Raw genomic sequence first — 20,848 nt, 5'->3', positions numbered from 1 at the left:
AAAATGAAATCCATTTTCCGACAGTTGCAGCTGTTTTTGCCGCTCTTGGTTTTGCTGTTAGCCACAAAGCAATATGCCCAAAATAATCAAGGCAATGCGTATGTAGATCAAAATGGAATCATTCGATGGAAAGCCAATAAGGAGGAAATACATGGTTTTGGAGTGAACTATACCGCTCCCTTTGCGCATGCTTATCGTTTGGCACAGAAAAAAGATATCGATATCAAAAAAGAGATCGATAAGGATATTTATCATTTTACCCGTCTCGGATTTGATCTGTACCGCATTCATGTTTGGGATACCGAGATCAGCGACGAACAGGGAAATCTGCTGGAAAATGAACACCTGGATATTTTCGATTATCTGCTGAAACAGTTAAAGGACCGGGGAATAAATTTTGTGCTTACTCCAATTGCATACTGGGGAAACGGTTGGCCCGAACCCGATGAGGATACTCCGGGTTTTTCTGATAAATACGGAAAAGAAAAAAGCCTTACCGATCCCGATGCCATCAAGGCCCAGCAGAATTACCTCACACAGTTCATGAACCACGTGAACAAGTATACCGGGGTCGCTTATAAGAATGAGCCCAACCTTATCGCTGTAGAAATAAGCAATGAACCGCATCATCGCGGAACTAAGGCTCAGGTTACTGAATTTATCCGAAAAATGGTGAATGCAATCCAGAAGACCGGCGCGAAAAAGCCAATTTTCTATAATGTGAGCCATAGCATCCATTTGGCCGACGCGTATTTTGATGCCGGAATCGATGGAGGAACCTTCCAGTGGTATCCTACCGGCCTTGGTTTTGGAAAAGAGCTGGAAGGAAATCTCTTGCCAAACGTAAATGACTATCATATTCCCTTTGAAGACGTGATCAAAGAACACCATGCGGCTAAAATTGTATATGAATTCGATGCGGCTGATGTGCTGAAATCCTATATTTATCCCGCGATTGCCAGAAGTTTTAGAACGGCGGGAATACAACTGGCGACTCATTTCGCTTACGATCCTACTTTCCTGGCCTATGCCAACACCGAGTATAATACTCATTATATGAACTTAAATTACGTGCCGCATAAAGCCCTTGGGCTTATGATCGCCTCGGAAATTTTTCATAAGATTCCAATGTATTCAGATTTTGGTGAATATCCCGATAACCTTGAATTCGGAGATTTTAAGATTAGTTACGAAGGTGATGTCGCGACCTACAATTCTGAAGAAAAGTTCATTTACACTAATTCAAATGATGAGCAGCCCAAAAATTTAAAGAAGCTGAAAGGGATCGCCGGCCATGGCAGTTCGCAGATTGTTAAATATGAAGGCAAAGGAGCTTATTTCCTGGATAAGATCAAAAAAGGAGTCTGGAGGCTGGAGGTGATGCCCGATCCGGTTATTGTTAAAAATCCATTTGGGAAAAACAGTCTGGATAAAACAGTGGCAGTAATCAGCTGGAAATCGAATGAAATGAATGTCAAACTGCCCGATCTTCATGAAAATTTTATGATAAATGGGATCAATAAAGGGAATGATTTTATAGACACAGCTACGGGCTTAAGTTTTTCAATAAGCCCGGGGGTATATATCCTGAAAAATCCAGGAGCAACTTTTAAAGATTTAGATTTTAATGAAAACCATCGGTTTAAAATCGATGAATTTGTCGCAAAAGAAAACACCGTGGATAAAACCTACCTGGTTCATGAGCCTTTAAAAACTTCCGAAGCAGGCCGGGAAATTGAACTTAATGCCACCGTAGTTTCTAATGAAGAGGTGGAAAAAGTGGAGGTATGGCTTCAAAACGGAAATATGTATGATTCTGTAGAGCTGGAGGCAAAAAATAACTACGATTATTCAGCTAAAGTGCCGCAGAAACTGCTTAATAATGGCTTCATGAATTACAGGATCATTGTTACAACAAAGGGTGGTAAATTTACATTTCCGGGTGGAGTAGCTGGCAGTCCTGCCGACTGGGATTTTCATTCTTCCGAAGAATATCAAACCAAAATTATGAAAGTTGGTTCCCCGATTTATCTTTTTAATGCCGCTACCGATTCTGATAAAATGGTACGGGAATGGAGACCGGAAAATGAAGTGGTACCGATTCCGGGGAATGAAGCTGAATTCCAGGTGAAGCTTGAAAAGCTGTTTATGGAAGACATAGAGAATAAAAATGCTGAACCTGTCTATGATTATTCCTTCCGCTATAATTTTTCCGAAAAGACTTTAAACCGGTCACTCACATCGAAAAATGAGCTTGTATTAAAAGCACGGGCTCTTGGCGATAAAACCGAAAAACTACAGGTAGCACTGGTAATGAAAAACGGTGCTGCTTTTGGAACTGTGGTCGAACTTTCGCCCGAAATTGAAGAAATTACCATTCCTTTATCAGAATTAAAACCCGTGAAAACGGTTACTCTGCCAAGACCTTATCCCGGATTTCTTCCTTACTATTTTGAACATTCCAATGAGTCTCATTTGAAAATGCAAGATGTGGAAGCGGTGCAGTTTTCAATAGGGCCGGGAATATCTAAAGATCAATTACAGCAACCTCATGCAATTGGGATTAGAAGCCTATATATCAATTGATAATTGACAATGGATAATGGAAAATTTCAAGCGATAAGCTTTGGAATATCCGCTGAATATTTACCGGCAGGCAGTCTCGCAGTTACGATAAGTTCAATTAATTACGTCATTTTAAGTGCAGTGAAGCACTCTCCATCTTTAATTAGAAGCAAAGTGCTTAAAAATGAAGCTTTTAGATTTTTTGCTTGTTCGTCAAGCTGAACTTGTTTCAGCTTCTCTTTGTTCTAAACTTAACTTTATCTTACAAACAAAAAATGCCCCCGCATATCGGAGGCATTTTTTTGCAGTATAACAGAAAATTAACCACATTTAGAAGAACCACAGTCCTTACAGGTTAAGCATCCTTCCTGATAAATTAGATTTGAGGAATTACAATTACTGCATTTTTCTTTTCTGGCTACAGTTCCATCAGCGATATAGCGTTTTAAAGCTCTCACGACACCATTTTTCCAGGTGTTGATAGACTCGCTATCCAGCTGCAGGCTGTTGATAAGATCTACCACTTTATCGATAGACATTCCGTGGCGCAGGGTACTGGAGATCAGTTTCGCATAGTTCCAGTATTCGGGGTTGAACTTATGAGAGAGTCCCTCGATAGTGGTTTTATAGCCTCTCTTGTTCTCGTATTGAAAGTCATAACGAGAATTTCCTTCTTCATCATAATTTTTGATGATAAGTCCTTCATTTACCCAACGCGGAATTAATATTCCCTCCTCATCATCGGCATATCCTGTAAAGATCTCGTAAGGTCTTCCGTCTACGAGTCCGATAAAGGCGATCCATTTGTCTTTATTATTCTGAAAACGAACAACATCTGCCGTCAGTGTTTGTGGACGTTTCAACGGAAATGCTCCAGGGGTCGATTCTTCTTTTTCTTCTTTCTTTTCTTCATTTGAAATAAGAACACCCGACCTGGATCCGTCGCGGTATACGGTCACTCCTTTACAACCTGCTTCCCATGCTTCGAGGTAAAGTTTCCCCACGAGATCTTCATTGACATCGGCTGGAAGGTTAATGGTCACACTGATGGAATGATCTATCCATTTTTGAACAGCTCCCTGCATTTTTACCTTGCTGAGCCAGTCCACATCGTTCGAAGTTGCCTGGTAATAAGGAGACTTTTTCACCAGTTTATCAAGCTCTTCCTGCGTATAGTTTTTGTTGGTATCATACCCGTTAATCTGCATCCATTGTTTGAAACGATGATGAAAAACCACGTATTCTTCCCATGAATCGCCCACTTCATCAACAAAATCAACACGGGCATTTTTATCGCCGGGATTCACTTTTCTCCTTCTTTTATAGACAGGAAGGAATACAGGTTCAATTCCGGAAGTTGTTTGCGTCATCAAACTGGTAGTGCCGGTAGGAGCGATGGTTAAAAGAGCAATATTTCTTCTTCCGTGCTCGAGCATATCATAATACAGCTTTTCATCTTCGTCTTTTAAACGGAGAATGAACGGATTGTCTTTCTCGCGATCTGATTCAAAAATGGAGAAAGGACCTCTTTCTTTAGCCGTGTCAACCGAAGCTCTGTATGCAGCCAAAGCGATATGTTTATGAATATCTACTGAAAAATCGATTCCTTCTTTACTGCCGTAACGAATTCCCATTGCGGCAAGCATATCTCCTTCGGCGGTGATACCAATCCCCGTTCTACGTCCTTCATAAGCTTTTTTGCGAATGTTTAGCCATAGATTTTTTTCAACTCCTTTTATTTCCTCGCTTTCAGGATCGGCATCGATCTTTGCCAGAATATTATCGATTTTCTCTAGTTCCAGGTCGATAATATCATCCATGATCCGTTGAGCTTTACCCACATGCTTCCTGAAAAGCTCATAATTGAAACTTGCTTTTTCGGTAAAGGGTTCTTCCACGTAAGAAAAAAGATTGATGGCAAGCAATCGGCAGGAGTCATACGGGCACAGCGGTATCTCTCCGCAGGGATTGGTAGAAACCGTTTTATAGCCAAGATCTGCATAACAATCGGGCACCGACTCGTTTATAACGGTATCCCAGAAGAGGATTCCGGGTTCAGCCGATTTCCAAGCATTGTGAACGATCTTTTTCCATAGCTTTTCAGCTTCAATCTCTTTCGAGTATTTCGGATTACTACTGAAAACCGGATATTTTTGAGTATACCTACCGTGATTTTTCACGGCTTTCATAAAGTTGTCATCGATCCTGACCGAAACATTGGCGCCTGTGACTTTTCCCTGTTCCATTTTGGCATCGATAAAATCTTCGGCATCGGGATGATTGATTGATACGGAAAGCATTAAAGCTCCCCGACGCCCGTCCTGTGCCACTTCACGGGTAGAATTGGAAAAACGTTCCATAAAAGGAACAATACCGGTAGAGGTGAGGGCCGAATTTTTAACGGGTGAACCTTTTGGCCTGATGTGAGAAAGGTCATGGCCAACTCCGCCGCGGCGTTTCATTAATTGTACCTGTTCCTGGTCGATCTTCATGATACCCCCGTAAGAATCGGAATCACCATCATTTCCGATCACAAAGCAATTGGAAAGAGAGCCTACCTGGTACGGATTCCCAATTCCCGCCATAGGGCTTCCCTGCGGAACGATATATTTAAAGTTTCTGATGAGTTCAAAAACTTCATCCTCACTCATCGGATTAGGATATTTTTTCTCGATCCGGGCAATTTCTTTGGCGATACGTCGATGCATATCATCGGGAGTGCATTCATAAAGGTTCCCATTCGAATCTTTAAGGGCATACTTGTTCACCCAAACTCTGGCGGCAAGATCGTCGCCTTTGAAATATTTTAGGGAAGCTTCATAAGCCTGTTCCTGGGTATACGACTTTGGAACGACTGGTTTCTCTTGTACAGGCATATAAATTAGATTTTTAGGTTGAAAATTAGGTTTCAGAGCAGTATAAAGCTACGCAAAGAAATGAAACAATTAACAAATCATTTAGAAAAAGTTATCAAAAGAAAAGTGTTAATTAGCTGATAAACAACATTCTAAAAATTTATTAACCGTAAAAAGTTGACAAATTCTGAAAACTAATGTTTTCCTCTTTTGAAATTGAATAAAAATTTTTACCCCTCAATGAAGCAGGGTAGGAACCTGGAAAAAGGATATTTTTACTAACGGCAGGGGCAAAAAAAGAGGCTCCGCCATCGGCGGAGCCTTCTTGAATTAACACCTATGAAAATTCAAATAAAAAAAGCGTTTATTCCGTAATAGACCATATAGTATATCCATTGGCCGGAGCTTCTATGGTCACCGCCCCATTTTCATCGGAGGTAGGGTGATATGTCGAATGATCGGAATAATCCATCAAAGTCACATTTTTCCAGTTTGAACTAACAGAACGTCTTTTTGTACTGTTGCTGATGCTAATATAAAGAATTAATCCGGGGTTTGTACCTGTTCCATTTCTTTTCATTACATATTCATCGTCATCAACATAAAGTACTTCTAAACTTCCTGTTGCTATGCTGTTGTGAATTTTGATAAGATTTTTTATTTCGTCCTGAAAACTGGTGTTTTCATAATCGGAATAAAAAATAGTTGGGTAACCTGGATGGGTAAGAATGAAGGCATAGGCTTTCATTTTATTTTCAGCAGAAATGAAATTATCTTGATTGGGATCTTTTTCGGTATCATGATTTGCGGTAAATGTCACCGCCTTTTCAGGATAAGTTTTCCATAGAGCCCCTCCTTTAAATGAATTAAGATCATGATTTCGATCAAGTCCTTCTTCCAGACGATAAAATTCGGCAAAGTCGAAAACGCGGCTACCTGTTTCCTCCACGTAATTTGCCAAAATATTCGCATTTCCATCCCAGAGTTCCGCAACAGAAAATCCGCCAACTTCATCAAGCCAGTCTTTTACCACCCAGGGCTCATAACCAAGTACATAATCAAAACGCCAGCCGTCAAAGCCCATCACATTTTTATAATATTTAGCTACAGAATTGTCTTTTTTCCAAAGCCAGTCCTGCACATGTTCTCTATGATGATCCAGGTTGGTTTCAGCATAAAAAAGGCTTCCCGGATCGTACTGGCTTACGCTATTAGGATAGAAATCTTCATAATTTCTATTAAACATTCCTGAAGCATTTCCATGTTCCTCGTCGAAAAGAGTATAGGTTTCATAGCCCCGGTAAGGGTTGTATTCCAGGCCTCCACCAGAGTTGTGGTTGATCACGATATCGGCAATCACTTCTATATCATTATTATGAGCAGTTTGAATAAGATTCTCCAGCTCTTCGCGGGATCCGAAACGTGTTTCAGTGGTTTCGTGTTGAAAATAGTTGCCAAAATCATAATAATCAGAAGGATCATAACCCATCGAATAACCGCCTGACTGGCCTTTAGAAGCCGGTGGTAACCAGATACGGTTAATTCCTGCCTCCGCCCAGCCGGGAACTTTTTCGGCCAGGTTATCCCACCATTCAAAACGTGGTTCAACATCCCAGTAAAATGCCTGCATCATAACACCATTCCCATTATCGTATGCGGAAAGATCTATGGCCTTCGGTTCTTCAGGTTCGGGTTGTGGCTGCTGGGTGCCTGAACCATCCCCGGGCGGATTTTGGGTTTCGTTGCTGTTGTCTTTCGAACAGGAAAATAAAAGGATCCCTAGCAAAAAGACGAAGATGATATTAATTTTTTTCATGAAAAGAATCTGATTTAATTTAAAAAGGGGGCTCAAAAAGCCCCCTTTATTTCGAGAACAAATCTCTAATTTTTAGTCAAAGTATAAGTGTACATTCTCGGATTGCTTAAATCCAGTGTAATGGTATAGTTTCCATCTTCAGGAACTCCTATATTATCACCACCGAATTCCAGAGTGCCATCTGCATCAGTATCTCCAAGATTGAGATCCCAGGCATCATTGGCACGGAATTTAATTCCGTTATCAGGAGCGGACTGTGCAGTTAGGTCCAGGGTTAGGGTCCAAACATGATTATCGGCATCGTAAACCATATTGGTATCGGAATCCCAACCAGTAGGAGTGGCATTTCCAATTACACCCCAGTTGGTTTCAGTAAGTGAATACGTAAGAGCTTCAGTATCAGCTTTCACAAGGAAATATCCGCCTGTTCCATCAGGAGTTCCCGCATTAACCTCGCCTTCCTGAAGAAGGGTTTCAGTATATGATCCATTTTCAGCTCCTGCATCGCCGTAATCTCCATCCCAGCCGGTATTGGTAGGCAGAAATTTATATTCTGGCGCGTCCACGTTCATATAAATAAATCCTTCGTAATCTGTTTTCCCAGCAGCCGAAGCGGCAATAGGGATACCATCTTCCGGAGTCCAGTCATTTCCATATCCACTTGCAGAAACAAAATTTCCAGTGACGTATAATTTTGGCAATTCTTCTTCTGCAGCTTCCGGTAGAGTAACCTTTAGGGATTGGATTTCTGAGGTCACAGCAAGTTCACTGTTGGCATCGGTTCCAGGATATCCAACAACTCTGAAATACAAAGTTCCGGAACTTGGAGCATCTGTGGAAGGATCGTTGTCCAAGCCAGCATCTGCCGCAAGGTTCATCATCTGACTTACCGAGACTCCAAGATTAGTTTTTCCAGTGGCCCCAATGACATCAAAGCTTGAGAAATCTGATGAGGTTGAAGCCTGAAGCTCATAAGTTACCGTAGTTGGTGTGCCGAAATCTACCTCATTCCAAATGAATCTTTCAGCAAGATTATTGGAAGTGGCAGCGGTTAACACATAATTTTCGGAAAAATTATTCATAAACATAATCCCTTCCACATCGGGCTGGGCAATGAATACTACATCATCATCATGCGTACAGGAACTAAATCCTATAACGGCTATTATCGTTAGTAAGAAAATTGAAATCTTTTTCATTTTATTCAGTTATAATATTAATATCCTGGGTTTTGTTCTAAATTGGTATTTACTCCTAGATCGGAGGCTGGAATTGGCATAAGATCTCTAAAAGCTTCAGTGGTCGATCCCTGTGGTACACCGCCTTTCCATGGCCATACACCGTGATTTGAAAATTGATCGAAGCGTATTAGATCAGTTCTTCTATGCGCTTCCCAATATAGTTCTCGGGCTCTTTCAGCAAGAATGAAATCAAGTGTAAGGTCAGAAGCGGTAATATTTGCACTGTCATCACCATAAGCTCTTTCTCGTAATTTATTTATATAAGTAACAGCTTTAGTTTTATCTCCATTAGTTCTAAGAATGGCTTCTGCATACATTAAGTAAGTATCTCCTAGACGGAACATTGGGAAATCGGTATCCGGAAAATCTCCTGTTGGGTCACTGCCGGCATTACCCATGGAATCAACATTTTTATACTTGGTTACTGCATATCCATCATTGAAATTTGAAATATCATTAATTTCTTTGGTTTGCCCTTCTGTAAAAAACATGGCTCGTTCGTCGTCAACTTCTTCGATAGAATTGTCGTTATCATCAAGAAATTTATTTACAAGAGCAGAGGTTGTTCTCAAACCTGCCCATCCGCCATTGATTCCGAAGTTATCGGGATCCATTTCTCCACCCACTGCGGCATGAATAATAAAAGTCATTCCGCCGTATGACTGGGTGTTAATGCCATCATAGGTTATTGGGAAAATAATCTCTTTCTGGGCACCATTCGTGTTGTTATCGGCCAGAAATAATTTCTGGTAATCGTCTACCAGGCTATAACCGGCATCAATTACTTTTGTAGTATAAGTAATCACATCAGCGTAATGGTCTGTACCATTGTACTTTTCAGAATTCAGATAAAGGTTTGCAAGGAGCATCCATGCGGCACCTTTATCGGCTCTTCCATATTCATTGGCCATTGGATCTTTCAAATCTCCTTCAATAGCCAATAATTCGCTTTCGATATAGTCGAATAACTCGGCACTTGATATCTGCTCTGGAAGGTAGGCACCTGGCGCATCCTCTTCGGTTACAAAAGGCGGATTCCCAAATAGGTCCAGAGCATGCCAGTAACTAAGTGCCCTAAGAAAGCGCGCCTCAGCCCTGTAGGTCTTAATTTCCGCTTGCAAACTGCTGTCTACTCCTCGAGAATCCAGTTTATCAGGGCTGGTTTGGCGAAGGAATTCGTTTGCCTGTGCGATTTGATACATGATTCGGGAATACATGGTCCTGATAAATTCATTTCCAGAGGTCCAGTTTTGGTTATGAAGGTCTTTAATTGTACCATCATTCCATCCAATCACTGCCTCTTCAGTTGGAAGCTCTTCCATCATCCAATACAAACGCATGTACTGGGAGAAACCTTCATCCAACCCGGTGAGGTCAGGATTACCGGCAGGACCATCCTGTCCGCTTACTGCAAACCCGGCATATAACTTAGCCAGAAACTGCCTGTATGCCTGTGGATCCTGAAAAGCACTTTCTGCAGTTTGCCTGTTATCTTCAGGCTGCAACTCCAGATCCTTTTGGCAGGACCCTAAAGTGAGAAGACTGAAGAAAATCAGCATTAGTGATTTTATTCTATTAAACATGATTATATGTATTTTTTTGTTGTTCATTAAAATGTAAAGTTAAGGCCAAGTACAAACCTTCTTGATCTTGGGTAGAAGTTGTTATCGATACCTCCAAAAACTTCCGGATCAAGACCTTCATAATCGGTAATGGTCAATACATTCGAGGCTGTTAAAGAAATTTTGAAATCTACTTTTTCTCCAGGAACAGTATATCCAAGACTTACATTATCTAGTTTTACGAAATCAGCCCCTCTTATATAGTAATCTGAAAAGAACTGACTGTTCTGGAAACCTGTGTCCAAAACGTTAGAATTAAGATTTGAATAATAATCGGAAGGAGTATTGGTTCCTGCTTCAACAAATCCGTTAGCAGATTCTGTATTATTATAAATATAGTTTCCAAAGCTTCCTCTGAAGGTAAAGTTCAAATTAAAATTCTTATAATTCAGGGTATTGGTGAGCCCCATAAAATAATCTGGAGTGGCTTTTTTATAGGGCTGTCTGTCTGCCTCAGTGATCTGGTTATCACCATTTACATCTACATAAGCACCTTCAATTGGCTTTCCGTTTTGATCATAGACCTGACGGAATACAAAAAAGGTATAGGGGTCGTATCCTTTTTTCCAGAGCTGAATAGTGTTCCCTACACCCCCGCTAATACCTCCTTGTGGAATAAAGAAATTTGGATTGTCACCTAGAGAAAGTTTTGTGATCTCCTTATCCTGGAAAGTGATGTTGTAATTAAGGGACCAGTTAAAGTCTTCAGATCTGGCAATATCTCCGCTAAGTGCGACTTCTATACCACGGCTTACCGCTGTACCCACGTTGGTTAGCAACTGATCGGAAAGGTTAGCACCTGCAGGTACAGGAACTACTGAGATCAGGTCTTTGGTTTCACGATAGTAAGCATCCACCGATCCGCTCAAACGATTATCGAAAAATCCAAAATCGATACCTGCGTTGTAGTTTCTTAGGCTTTCCCATTTAAGATTTTCGTCATATTCCTCAGGACGCAGAGTTGGAACAAATTGGTCACCAAATTGATAACTTGCCCCACCTACGCTTGGAGTATAAATTCCTAAATAGCCGTAATTCGCACCAATTTCATAGTTACCAGTTTCCCCATAACCTCCACGAAGTTTCAATTGGGAGAGCCAGCTTACATCTTTCAGAAAATCTTCATTCTGCAATTTCCACCCAACTGAAGCCGCAGGGAAATAACCCCATCGGTTTTGAGGAGCTACTCTTGAAGAACCGTCGGCACGAATACTACCAGAGATCAGGTATTTATCGTTAATGTCCAAACTCACCCTTCCGAAGTAAGATTCCAAGGCATTACGGTCTATGGAAACAGGAAAATCAACTTCCTGGTCCTGTTCCGTTCCGTAACTGTCAGAAAATCTAAAAAATTCCTGGTAAGAATGACCGGCAGTTGCGTCTATCTCGGTATTAATAGCTGCAATTTCACTGTTATAATTTAGATAAGTATCTAGAAGTAAGTTTCTATTATAATTCACGTAATTGCTGAACTGGTTAATATTACTGGTATTAGCAGCAGAAGCCAATGGCCGGAAAGTGTGTCCGTGAGCTTCAGCATAATCAAAACCGCCATTAACTACCGCTTTCAATTCAGGTAAAAACGGCATTTTCAATTCAGCGTTTAAATTCGTTATCGATCTTCTAACCTGATTTACATCGGTATATTGATTCAGGAGCGCAACAGGATTTCGAGTCGCCAGGTTTTGTTGGGTAATACCGCCATTTGTTTGGCGCGTAAATTCAAAATAACCTCCAAAAGGACTCTCAGGATCGTAAATGGGTTGGGTAGGATCGAAAGCTACCGCAGAACCAATGGCACCACGATCGGCAAAATGATTCTGATCAAGACTGTTTTTTGAAGTAAGCGATAATTTTAACTGGTTGTCGAAAAGATCCTGGTTTAAAGAAAGATTTATCGCATCCCTTTGGTAATAATCACCTTTTAAAACTCCAGTTTGCTGAGTGTGGTTAAAATTGGCGCGATAATAAAAATTCCCAATTCCCTGCGTGGCGGTAAAGTTGTGAATTGCACCTACAGATGTCTGGTAGATCTGGTCCTGCCAGTCAGTCGAAGTATCGCCCAAAAGGTCAGGATTAGTTCCCGGTGTAGATTCGATTATATTTCGGAATTCATCGGCTGAAAGTACATTCACCTTATCCGTAATATTACCTACCGATGCTTTAACATCATAAGTAAACTGAAAAGGGGAGTCTTTTTTTCCAGATTTGGTAGTAATAAGAATTACCCCGTTCGATGCACGCGAACCGTAAATAGAGGTTGCGGCTGCATCTTTAAGAATCACAAAATCTTCAATTTCGTTTGGGTTAATCGCGTTCAGTGCATTTCGCGAGCCAGAAACGCCACGTTGATCCAATGGCACACCATCCACAACGATAAGCGGGTCGTTAGAACCACTTAAAGAGGCTCCCCCACGAATCCGAATGGTTCCCCCTTCACCGGGTGCACCTCCGGGAGGAGTGATTTGTACCCCGGCAGATTTACCGGCGATAAGTTCCTGGGGAGACACTACTGCCCCCTGGTTAAATTGTTCCGGAGAAATCTTCTCAACTGCTCCTGTGGCATTCTGTTCAGAAGTAGATCCATATCCAATCAATACCACCTCATCAAGAGTGGCCTGGTTTTCATCAAGAGTTACATCAAGTGTAGATTGTCCCTGATAAGGTATTTCTTCGGTTTTGAAACCGAGAAAAGAGAAAACAAGAATATCCCCGTTTGTAACATTCTCAAGGGTATAGTTTCCATCAAAATCGGTTGAGGCCCCATTCGAGGTCCCTTTTACAATTACGTTAACCCCGGGAATGGGCAAGCCGGTGGCACTCTCGGTCACCGTACCGCTCACCACCTTTTGGGCGAAAAAGCTCATTGGTAGCAGAAATAGCAAGTACAACGTGCTTTTAAATAAAGTTCTCATAAATTTTATATTGGTTTTTACTAATAGTTAACCTTATATTTTTACTTCCTTGAGGTTAAATGTATGTAAAATTCATCCCAAATTTTAACAAACCCGCACCAGTAAAGGAACTCAAACGTTTTCGTGTTGAAAACTTTTCAGAATTGAAGTCATGCCAAATAAAATATGGTAAATTTGCGCATACCTTTAATAGGGTACCTCTGCATTAAGAATCCCTTACTAGAAATGAAACCAAAACTTACACTCAAACATATAGCAAAAGAACTTGACGTATCAATTTCTACTGTTTCAAAAGCCTTAAGAGACAGTAAGGAGATTGGTGAAGATACAAGACAAAAAATCAAGGCTTTCGCTAAATTGTATAATTACAAGCCTAATAATATAGCCCTAAGCCTGAAGAACAGGAAAAGTAAAACCATAGGTATCATTATACCGGAAATAGTCCATCATTTTTTCACAACAGTAATCAGCGGCGTAGAAAAAGTCGCTAATGAGCTGGGATATAACGTTTTGGTTTGCCTTTCCGGTAACTCATTTGACAAAGAAGTTCTGAATATGGAAATGCTGGCCAATGGTAGTACCGACGGTTTTATTATGTCTTTGGCCAAAGAAACCATGCAAAAGCAGGATTATCACCATTTAGAGGAAGCTATCAACCAGGGAATGCCGCTGGTTCTATTTGACCGGGTGGTAGATGAAATTGCCTGCGATAAAGTTATTATTGATGATGTAATTGGCGCAAAAAAGGCGGTACAGCATCTAATAAAAATAGGTTGTAAAAAAATAGCGCTTATTTCTACCGTAGATTATGTGATCGTAGGCAAACTAAGAACTCAGGGTTATAAAAAGGCCCTGGAAGAAAATGGCCTGTCAATAGATGAAGAACTTATTCTGAAAATTGAAGAAATTGAAGATAGTGAAAAGAAAATTGGGAATTTTCTGAAAGGAAAAGATGTGGACGGAGTTTTCGCTGTGAATGAGCATTTTGCCATTTCTGCTATAAAAGCATTACAGGAAAATGGAAAAAAAGTCCCCGGGGATGTTTCTGTAATTGGATTCACTGATGGGGAACTTTCGAAAAGGTTTATTCCCAGTTTAACCACGGTGAGCCAGCATGGAGAACGTATGGGAGAGGAAGCTGCGCGTATGCTTATCGAGAAACTGGAACGTGATGTAGAAGAAATTGAAAATTATAAAACAATAATTGTTGAAACTGAATTAGTAGTTAGAAATTCAACAAAACACTACTAACAGGTACTTCAAAATAAATTTTCTATATATTTGTCGTAATTGAAATTTATCAGAACTTATATTTTTACTTCCTACCTTTATTAAGTTTTGATAAGTCTCTGGCTTATCGTAATTAAAAACTTACGATATGCGTAAACGCACATTAAGCTTCTGGGAAATCTGGAATATGAGTTTCGGTTTCCTGGGAATCCAGTTTGGTTTTGCCCTGCAAAATGCCAACACCTCAAGAATTTTTGAAACCCTTGGAGCGAAAGTAGAGGATATTCCAATTCTCTGGATCGCCGCGCCGGTTACCGGTTTGGTAATTCAGCCAATAATAGGTTATTTCAGCGATCGTACCTGGACGAGATTAGGAAGAAGAAGACCCTATTTTCTGGCGGGCGCGATCCTGTCTTCGATAGCCTTATTCATTATGCCAAATTCCCCAACTCTCTGGGTGGCGGCGGGTACACTATGGATCATGGATGCATCTATCAACATCTCCATGGAACCTTTCCGCGCATTCGTGGGAGATAATCTGCCCGACCGGCAGCGAACGCTTGGTTTTGCCATGCAGAGCTTTTTTATTGGCATTGGCGCCGTGGTAGGCTCGCTGCTTCCCTACATGTTCACCAACTGGTTCGGGATAAGCAATACCGCACCGGAAGGAGTGATCCCAGATTCGGTGAAATGGTCTTTTTATGTAGGCGGAATTGTTTTTTTCTGCGCCGTTCTCTGGACGGTCTTGCGCTCTTCGGAATATTCTCCGGAAGAACTGAAGGCTTTTGAAGAAGCCGCAAAAAAGGAAAAAGAGCTGCGGGTTGAAGTTGTTGATAAAACAAAGAATATCCGCAACCAGTTTCTTACCGGGCTGGGAATGTTCCTGGTCGGCGCTGTAATCAGCTTTTTAATATATGAAAATGGTCTTACCAAAGAGCTATATATATTATTTGTGGGTTTAATGGTCGCCGGAATTCTCTTTATGATCGTTTCACAACTTCGGAAAAAGGAAGTACGCAACGGTTTTACCATTATCATTACCGATATGCTGAATATGCCCCCTGCGATGAAACAACTTGCATGGGTACAATTCTTTTCGTGGTTTGCCCTTTTTTCAATGTGGATTTATACCACACCTGCAGTGACCGGTCATGTGTTTGGCGCATTTGATACCACAACCATTGAATATAATGATGCTGCAGACTGGGTGACGGTAATGTTCACAATCTATAACGGCGTTGCCGCTGCTGTGGCATTTTTATTGCCGGTACTGGCACGCAGAACCAGTAATAAAGTGACGCATTTATTGGCATTATCGGTAGGAGGAATCGGATTGATCTCCATCTATTTTCTCGGGGACAAAACCGGCTTGCTTCTGGCCATGATAGGCGTGGGAGTGGCCTGGGCAAGTATCCTTTCCATTCCCTATGCCATGCTTTCGGGAGCTTTGCCTTCAGCGAAAATGGGATATTATATGGGAGTTTTTAACTTCTTTATTGTGATCCCACAAATCGTGGCGGCAACCATACTCGGATTCCTCGTTAAAGAGTTGTTTAATGGCGAACCTGTATACGCGTTGGTGGTGGGAGGCTTTTCCATGATACTTGCCGGCCTGCTTACCCTAAGAGTTCAAACCCATAAAAGAATTAATATTGATGAACAACCATAGAGCCTTCATTTTCGATCTCGACGGAGTTATTGTAGATACGGCTAAATTTCACTTTCTTGCCTGGCGGAAGCTTGCTAATGACCTTGGTTTCGATTTTACCCAGGAACAGAACGAGCAGCTCAAAGGCGTTAGCCGGGTGGAATCGTTGAACAAGATACTCACCTGGGGAAATATGAAGCTTACTGAAGAAGAATTTAACAGGCAAATGGCACTGAAGAATGAAAATTATCTCTCTTATGTAGATAAAATGGAAGAAGATGAAATTCTCCCCGGTGTACCTAAAGTGCTTAATTTCTTGAAAGAAAAAAATATCCCGATCGCCCTCGGCTCTGCCAGTAAGAACGCCAGGACGATCCTTAAAAAAATCAACCTTTACAATACATTTGATGCGATTGTAGATGGGACCGATGTTAGTAAAGCCAAACCCGATCCCGAGGTTTTCCTCATCGCTGCGGAAAGGCTTCACGCAAAACCGGAAAACTGCGTGGTTTTTGAAGATTCTTTAGCAGGAGTGGAAGCCGCAAACATTGGCAAAATGATAAGTATTGGAATCGGAGAAAAGCAAGTGCTGCATGAAGCCGATTTTGTGTTCCCCGATTTCACCAAAATAGAAATAGATTTTATTGAAAAACTACTGAGAAAAGAAGAAGAATGAATCAGGATTATATAAAACCAGATGAATGGTCGATCATAGAAGAGGGATTCGACCCCGGAAAAGTGAAATCTTCCGAAAGTCTCTTCAGCATTGGGAACGGGGCTATGGGCCAGCGTGCTAATTTTGAAGAAACCTATTCGGGACCCAGTTTTCAGGGTAGCTATATTGGCGGGGTTTATTATCCCGACAAAACCAAAGTGGGCTGGTGGAAGAACGGTTACCCCGAATATTTCGCCAAGGTGCTGAACGCTCCAAACTGGATTGGTATTAATATATATGTAAATGAAACACCTCTCGACCTTCATAAATGCACATCTGTAGAAAATTTCAGGAGAGAACTGGATATGAAGGAAGGCTGGCTGGGCAGAAGCTTTGAAGCTACTATGCCTAACGGAATTAAAGTTGAGGTGAAGGCTATTCGTTTTCTTTCCATCGTCAATGATGAACTGGGAGCGATAAAATTCGAAGTAAAGCCGATAAATGCTTCTGCCAACATACGTTTTGAGCCTTATCTGGACGGCAGCATCACCAACACCGATGCCAACTGGGAGGAGCGTTTTTGGGAAACCCTCGAAGTTAAAATCCGGGAAGACAAAGGTTTTTTGGTTTCAAAAACGCATAAAACCGGCTTCCATGTTGGAACCTATATGCAGTCTGAGCTATTTAAAAATGGACACCTTTTTTCCGAAGAACCTGAAATTAAAACCGATGAAGACAGGATCTTCTTCAATTATTCGGTGGATGTTTCTGAAGGGGAAACGGCTTCGATTATAAAGTATGCGGGCTATGTAACAGACATGAATCACCCAAATGACGAATTGATATCAGCGGCCGCTTCTGTTTTGAAAAAAACCAAAACAAAAGGTTTTGATCAACTGAAGCTGGAGCAGAAAAACGCCTGGGCGAAGATCTGGGAAATGGCCGATATTACCATTTCAGGAGATGTCATGGCTCAGCAGGGAATCCGGTTCAACATTTTCCAGTTGAATCAAACCTATTTGGGGAAAGACGAGAGGTTGAATATCGGTCCAAAAGGCTTTACCGGAGAAAAATACGGCGGAAGCACCTATTGGGACACCGAGGCCTATTGTATTCCATTCTATATGGCGACCAAAGACCAGAAAGTGGCCCGAAACCTGCTGACTTATCGCTACAATCAATTAGATAAGGCTATTGAAAATGCCGAAAAACTAGGTTTTTGCAAGGGAGCAGCTCTTTATCCCATGGTGACCATGAATGGAGAGGAAAGCCATAACGAATGGGAGATCACCTTCGAGGAAATTCACAGGAATGGAGCCATGGTTTTTGCCATTTACAATTATGTTCGTTTTACCGGTGACTTCAGTTATATCCCTGAAAAAGGGCTGGAAGTGATGATCGCAATTGCGCGTTTCTGGCAGCAGCGTGCGAATTTTAGCAGCCAGAAAAATAAATATGTCATTCTGGGAGTGACGGGACCCAACGAATATGAGAATAACGTTCATAACAACTGGTACACAAACTATATCGCGAAGTGGTGTATTGAATATTGCATGGAAATGATCGATAAGGTCAAAGATGGCTATAAAGAAGATTATGATCGTGTGATGGGCAAAACGTCGCTTAACGAAGGCGAACTTGCCAACTGGAAAGAGGTGGCCGAAAACATGTATTTTCCATATTCTGAAAAATATGGCGTCTTCCTGCAGCAGGACGGATTTTTAGACAAAGAGATCATCCCTGTCTCCGAACTTGACAAAAAACAGCGTCCTATCAATCAGAAATGGAGCTGGGATCGTATTCTTCGTTCCTGTTATATCAAACAGGCCGATGTACTTCAGGGTTTCTACTTCTTTGAAGATCATTTCAGCAGGGAAGAGCTTGAAAAACATTTCGATTTCTATGAGCCTATTACCGTTCACGAATCCTCACTTTCTCCCTGCGTGCATAGCATTCAGGCGGCATTGCTTGGTAGAATGGAGCAGGCTTATAATTTTTACCTGAGAACATCCAGGCTGGACCTTGATGATTATAATAAGGAAGTGGAGCAGGGTTGCCATATTACCAGTATGGCAGGTACCTGGATGAGCATTGTGGAAGGTTTTGGCGGCATGCGCGTGGTGGATGACCAGCTTTCCTTTAATCCGCAAATTCCTGAAAACTGGAAAGCCTATTCCTTTAAAGTGAATTTCAGGGAAAGGATTTTAAAAGTTGATGTGACCGCTGAAAAGACCAATTTCAGCCTGGAAGGTGAAGATTCGCTGGAGATCCTGGTAAAAGGAAAAAAAGTGGAGGTACAGCCTAATTTACCTGTTAGTGTTTAAAATAAAAAGGGCTGCCTGGAAAAATTGATTTTACCTGCTGAAATTGGTTCAGATTCACCAAATCTTAAGCTAGGGCTTAAAAACGGCAATTTTCAGATCTTTTTTCAACAGCTTCTTTTTCTTAAATTAATAAAATGAAAAGACTATTTTTTATAAGTCTGTTTTTGATGAGTTTGAACGGTTTTTCACAGATTGAAAGAATTGAACCACCATTCTGGTGGACCGATATGAAAATGGACGAGCTTCAGGTGATGCTCTATGGAAAGGATATCGCCGAGTATGAAGTAAGTGCTGAGGAACCTGTAATTCTCAGGAACGTGCGGAGAACCGAAAATCCGAATTATCTTTTTGTAACGATCAATTCAGGTGATCTTGCAGCCGGAAAATATAAACTTAATTTTTCCAAAAACGGAAAAAAGAAATTTTCACGGAATTATGAATTGAAAGAACGTGAGGAAAATTCCGCAGAACGTGAAGGATTTGACGCTTCTGATGCGATTTACCTGATTATGCCCGATCGTTTTGCGAATGGAAATCCGGAAAATGATTCCAGTCCGGAGCTTCAGGAGAAAGCCAACCGAAGCAAACAGGGCGGTCGTCATGGTGGCGACATTCAGGGAATAATAGACCATCTTGATTACCTGGAGGACCTGGGAATTACGGCCTTGTGGAGCACGCCGCTTCTCGAAGACGACGATCCGCAATATTCCTATCATACCTATGCCATTAGCGATGCTTACAATATTGACAAACGCTATGGAAGCAATGAAGATTATCGAAGGCTGGCAGATGAAATGCATAAGCGGGACATGAAGCTTATCATGGATTATGTGACCAATCATTGGGGTGCCGAGCACTGGATGATCAAAGATCTGCCCACTTACGACTGGATCCATCAGTTTCCGGGTTACGAAAATTCAAATTATCGCATGACCACCCAATACGATCAGCATAAGTCTAAAAGAGATTTGAGGTATTGCGTTGACGGTTGGTTCACCAGCACTATGCCTGATCTGAATCAAAGCAATCCGCTGGTCCTGAAATATCTTACCCAAAATGCGATCTGGTGGATAGAATATGCAGGGCTTGACGGTTTCCGAGTGGATACGTATTCATATAACGACAAAGATGGAATCGCCAAATGGACTAAAGCGATAATGGATGAATATCCCCATTTCAATATTGTAGGCGAAGTATGGATGCACGACCAGGCGCAGATCTCGTACTGGCAAAAAGACAGTAGGATTGGTGCGATCCAGAGTTTCAATTCTTATTTGCCCTCGGTGATGGATTTTACCCTTCACGATGCCATTGGGACCATGTTTAATGAAGAAGAGCAAAACTGGGGTGAGGGAATGGTGAAGGCTTATGACAATTTCGTAAATGATTTTTTATATACAAATATTAATAATTTACTGGTTTTTATAGAAAATCACGATACCAACCGTTTCAATGAGATCTATGACGGTGATGTAGACAAATATAAACTTGCGATGACGCTGATCCTTACCACGCGGGGAATTCCGCAGCTTTATTACGGAAGCGAAATAGGAATGCGCGGCGATAAAGGCAAAGGCGATGGCGATATTCGCAGGGATTTTCCCGGAGGCTGGGAAAGTGACGAACAATCGGCTTTTTTAAAAGCTGAAAGGAGTGCGAAGCAGCAGGAATATTACTCGTTTACAAAAAAGCTCCTGAATTACCGGAAGGACCAGCCGGTGCTGCATTTTGGGAAATTACTTCAGTATTTGCCTGAAAACAATGTTTATGTGTATTTTAGGTATAATGAAGACCAAAGAGTAATGGTAGTGATCAATAATAATCCCGACGAGCAGGTGCTAAACCTGTCAAAATATAGCGAAGGCTTAAAAAACCATATTTCCGGCAAGGAGATCATTTCGGGAAAATCCATGGAACTAAAAGACAAACTCAGCATTGGTGGAAATAAATCTATGGTCATTGAACTGAATTAATCAT

At 41.4% G+C, this 20,848-nt stretch carries 11 protein-coding genes; 6 read left to right on the top strand and 5 right to left on the bottom strand.

Features of this window, described 5'->3' with window-relative positions:
* Nucleotides 1-3 precede the first annotated feature (3 nt).
* Entirely contained in the window at nt 4-2,586 is a 2,583-nt protein-coding gene (locus C7S20_RS18010) for a cellulase family glycosylhydrolase (RefSeq protein ID WP_107013760.1), read from the top strand.
* A 299-nt stretch (nt 2,587-2,885) separates the two neighbouring features.
* Here C7S20_RS18010 and C7S20_RS18005 read toward each other — a convergent pair whose 3' ends face one another.
* The 5 genes from C7S20_RS18005 to C7S20_RS17985 form a co-directional block, all read right to left on the bottom strand.
* Nucleotides 2,886-5,441 carry an adenosylcobalamin-dependent ribonucleoside-diphosphate reductase gene (locus C7S20_RS18005; protein ID WP_107013759.1) on the bottom strand — a complete coding sequence of 852 codons (2,556 nt, stop codon included), beginning with the start codon at nt 5,439-5,441 and terminating at the stop codon, nt 2,886-2,888.
* 343 nt (nt 5,442-5,784) lie between these two features.
* Entirely contained in the window at nt 5,785-7,236 is a 1,452-nt protein-coding gene (locus tag C7S20_RS18000) for an alpha-amylase (protein WP_107014316.1), read from the bottom strand.
* Between the two features lie 65 nt (nt 7,237-7,301).
* Complete coding sequence (locus tag C7S20_RS17995) at nt 7,302-8,435, bottom strand: SusE domain-containing protein (RefSeq protein ID WP_107013758.1); 1,134 nt, start codon at nt 8,433-8,435, stop codon at nt 7,302-7,304.
* Nucleotides 8,436-8,452: 17 nt separating this feature from the next.
* Nucleotides 8,453-10,060, bottom strand: a complete 1,608-nt coding sequence (locus tag C7S20_RS17990; RefSeq protein WP_107014315.1) for a RagB/SusD family nutrient uptake outer membrane protein — start codon at nt 10,058-10,060, stop codon at nt 8,453-8,455.
* 26 nt (nt 10,061-10,086) lie between these two features.
* Nucleotides 10,087-13,014, bottom strand: coding sequence for a SusC/RagA family TonB-linked outer membrane protein (locus C7S20_RS17985; protein WP_107013757.1), 2,928 nt, complete (start codon nt 13,012-13,014; stop codon nt 10,087-10,089).
* A 225-nt stretch (nt 13,015-13,239) separates the two neighbouring features.
* Between C7S20_RS17985 and C7S20_RS17980 the strand changes: the two genes are divergently transcribed.
* The 5 genes from C7S20_RS17980 (at nt 13,240) to C7S20_RS17960 (ending at nt 20,844) form a co-directional block, all read left to right on the top strand.
* On the top strand, nt 13,240-14,265 hold the full coding sequence (locus C7S20_RS17980; protein ID WP_107014314.1) for a LacI family DNA-binding transcriptional regulator: 1,026 nt from the start codon (nt 13,240-13,242) through the stop codon (nt 14,263-14,265).
* A gap of 127 nt (nt 14,266-14,392) precedes the next feature.
* A complete protein-coding gene (locus C7S20_RS17975) occupies nt 14,393-15,913 on the top strand; it encodes an MFS transporter (RefSeq protein WP_107013756.1) in 1,521 nt (506 codons plus the stop codon).
* The gene (gene pgmB / locus C7S20_RS17970; RefSeq protein ID WP_107013755.1) at nt 15,900-16,568 is read left to right on the top strand and encodes a beta-phosphoglucomutase; all 669 of its coding nucleotides are present in this window, start codon (nt 15,900-15,902) and stop codon (nt 16,566-16,568) included. Before C7S20_RS17975 ends, pgmB begins: the two co-directional genes overlap by 14 nt.
* Nucleotides 16,565-18,871, top strand: coding sequence for a glycoside hydrolase family 65 protein (locus tag C7S20_RS17965; RefSeq protein ID WP_107013754.1), 2,307 nt, complete (start codon nt 16,565-16,567; stop codon nt 18,869-18,871). Before pgmB ends, C7S20_RS17965 begins: the two co-directional genes overlap by 4 nt.
* 134 nt (nt 18,872-19,005) lie before the next feature.
* Nucleotides 19,006-20,844, top strand: a complete 1,839-nt coding sequence (locus tag C7S20_RS17960; RefSeq protein ID WP_107013753.1) for a glycoside hydrolase family 13 protein — start codon at nt 19,006-19,008, stop codon at nt 20,842-20,844.
* Nucleotides 20,845-20,848: the final 4 nt, after the last annotated feature.

Origin of the sequence: Christiangramia fulva, assembly GCF_003024155.1 — a bacterium.
Lineage (GTDB): Bacteria > Bacteroidota > Bacteroidia > Flavobacteriales > Flavobacteriaceae > Christiangramia > Christiangramia fulva.
This window is presented reverse-complemented; position numbering and strand designations above follow the sequence as displayed.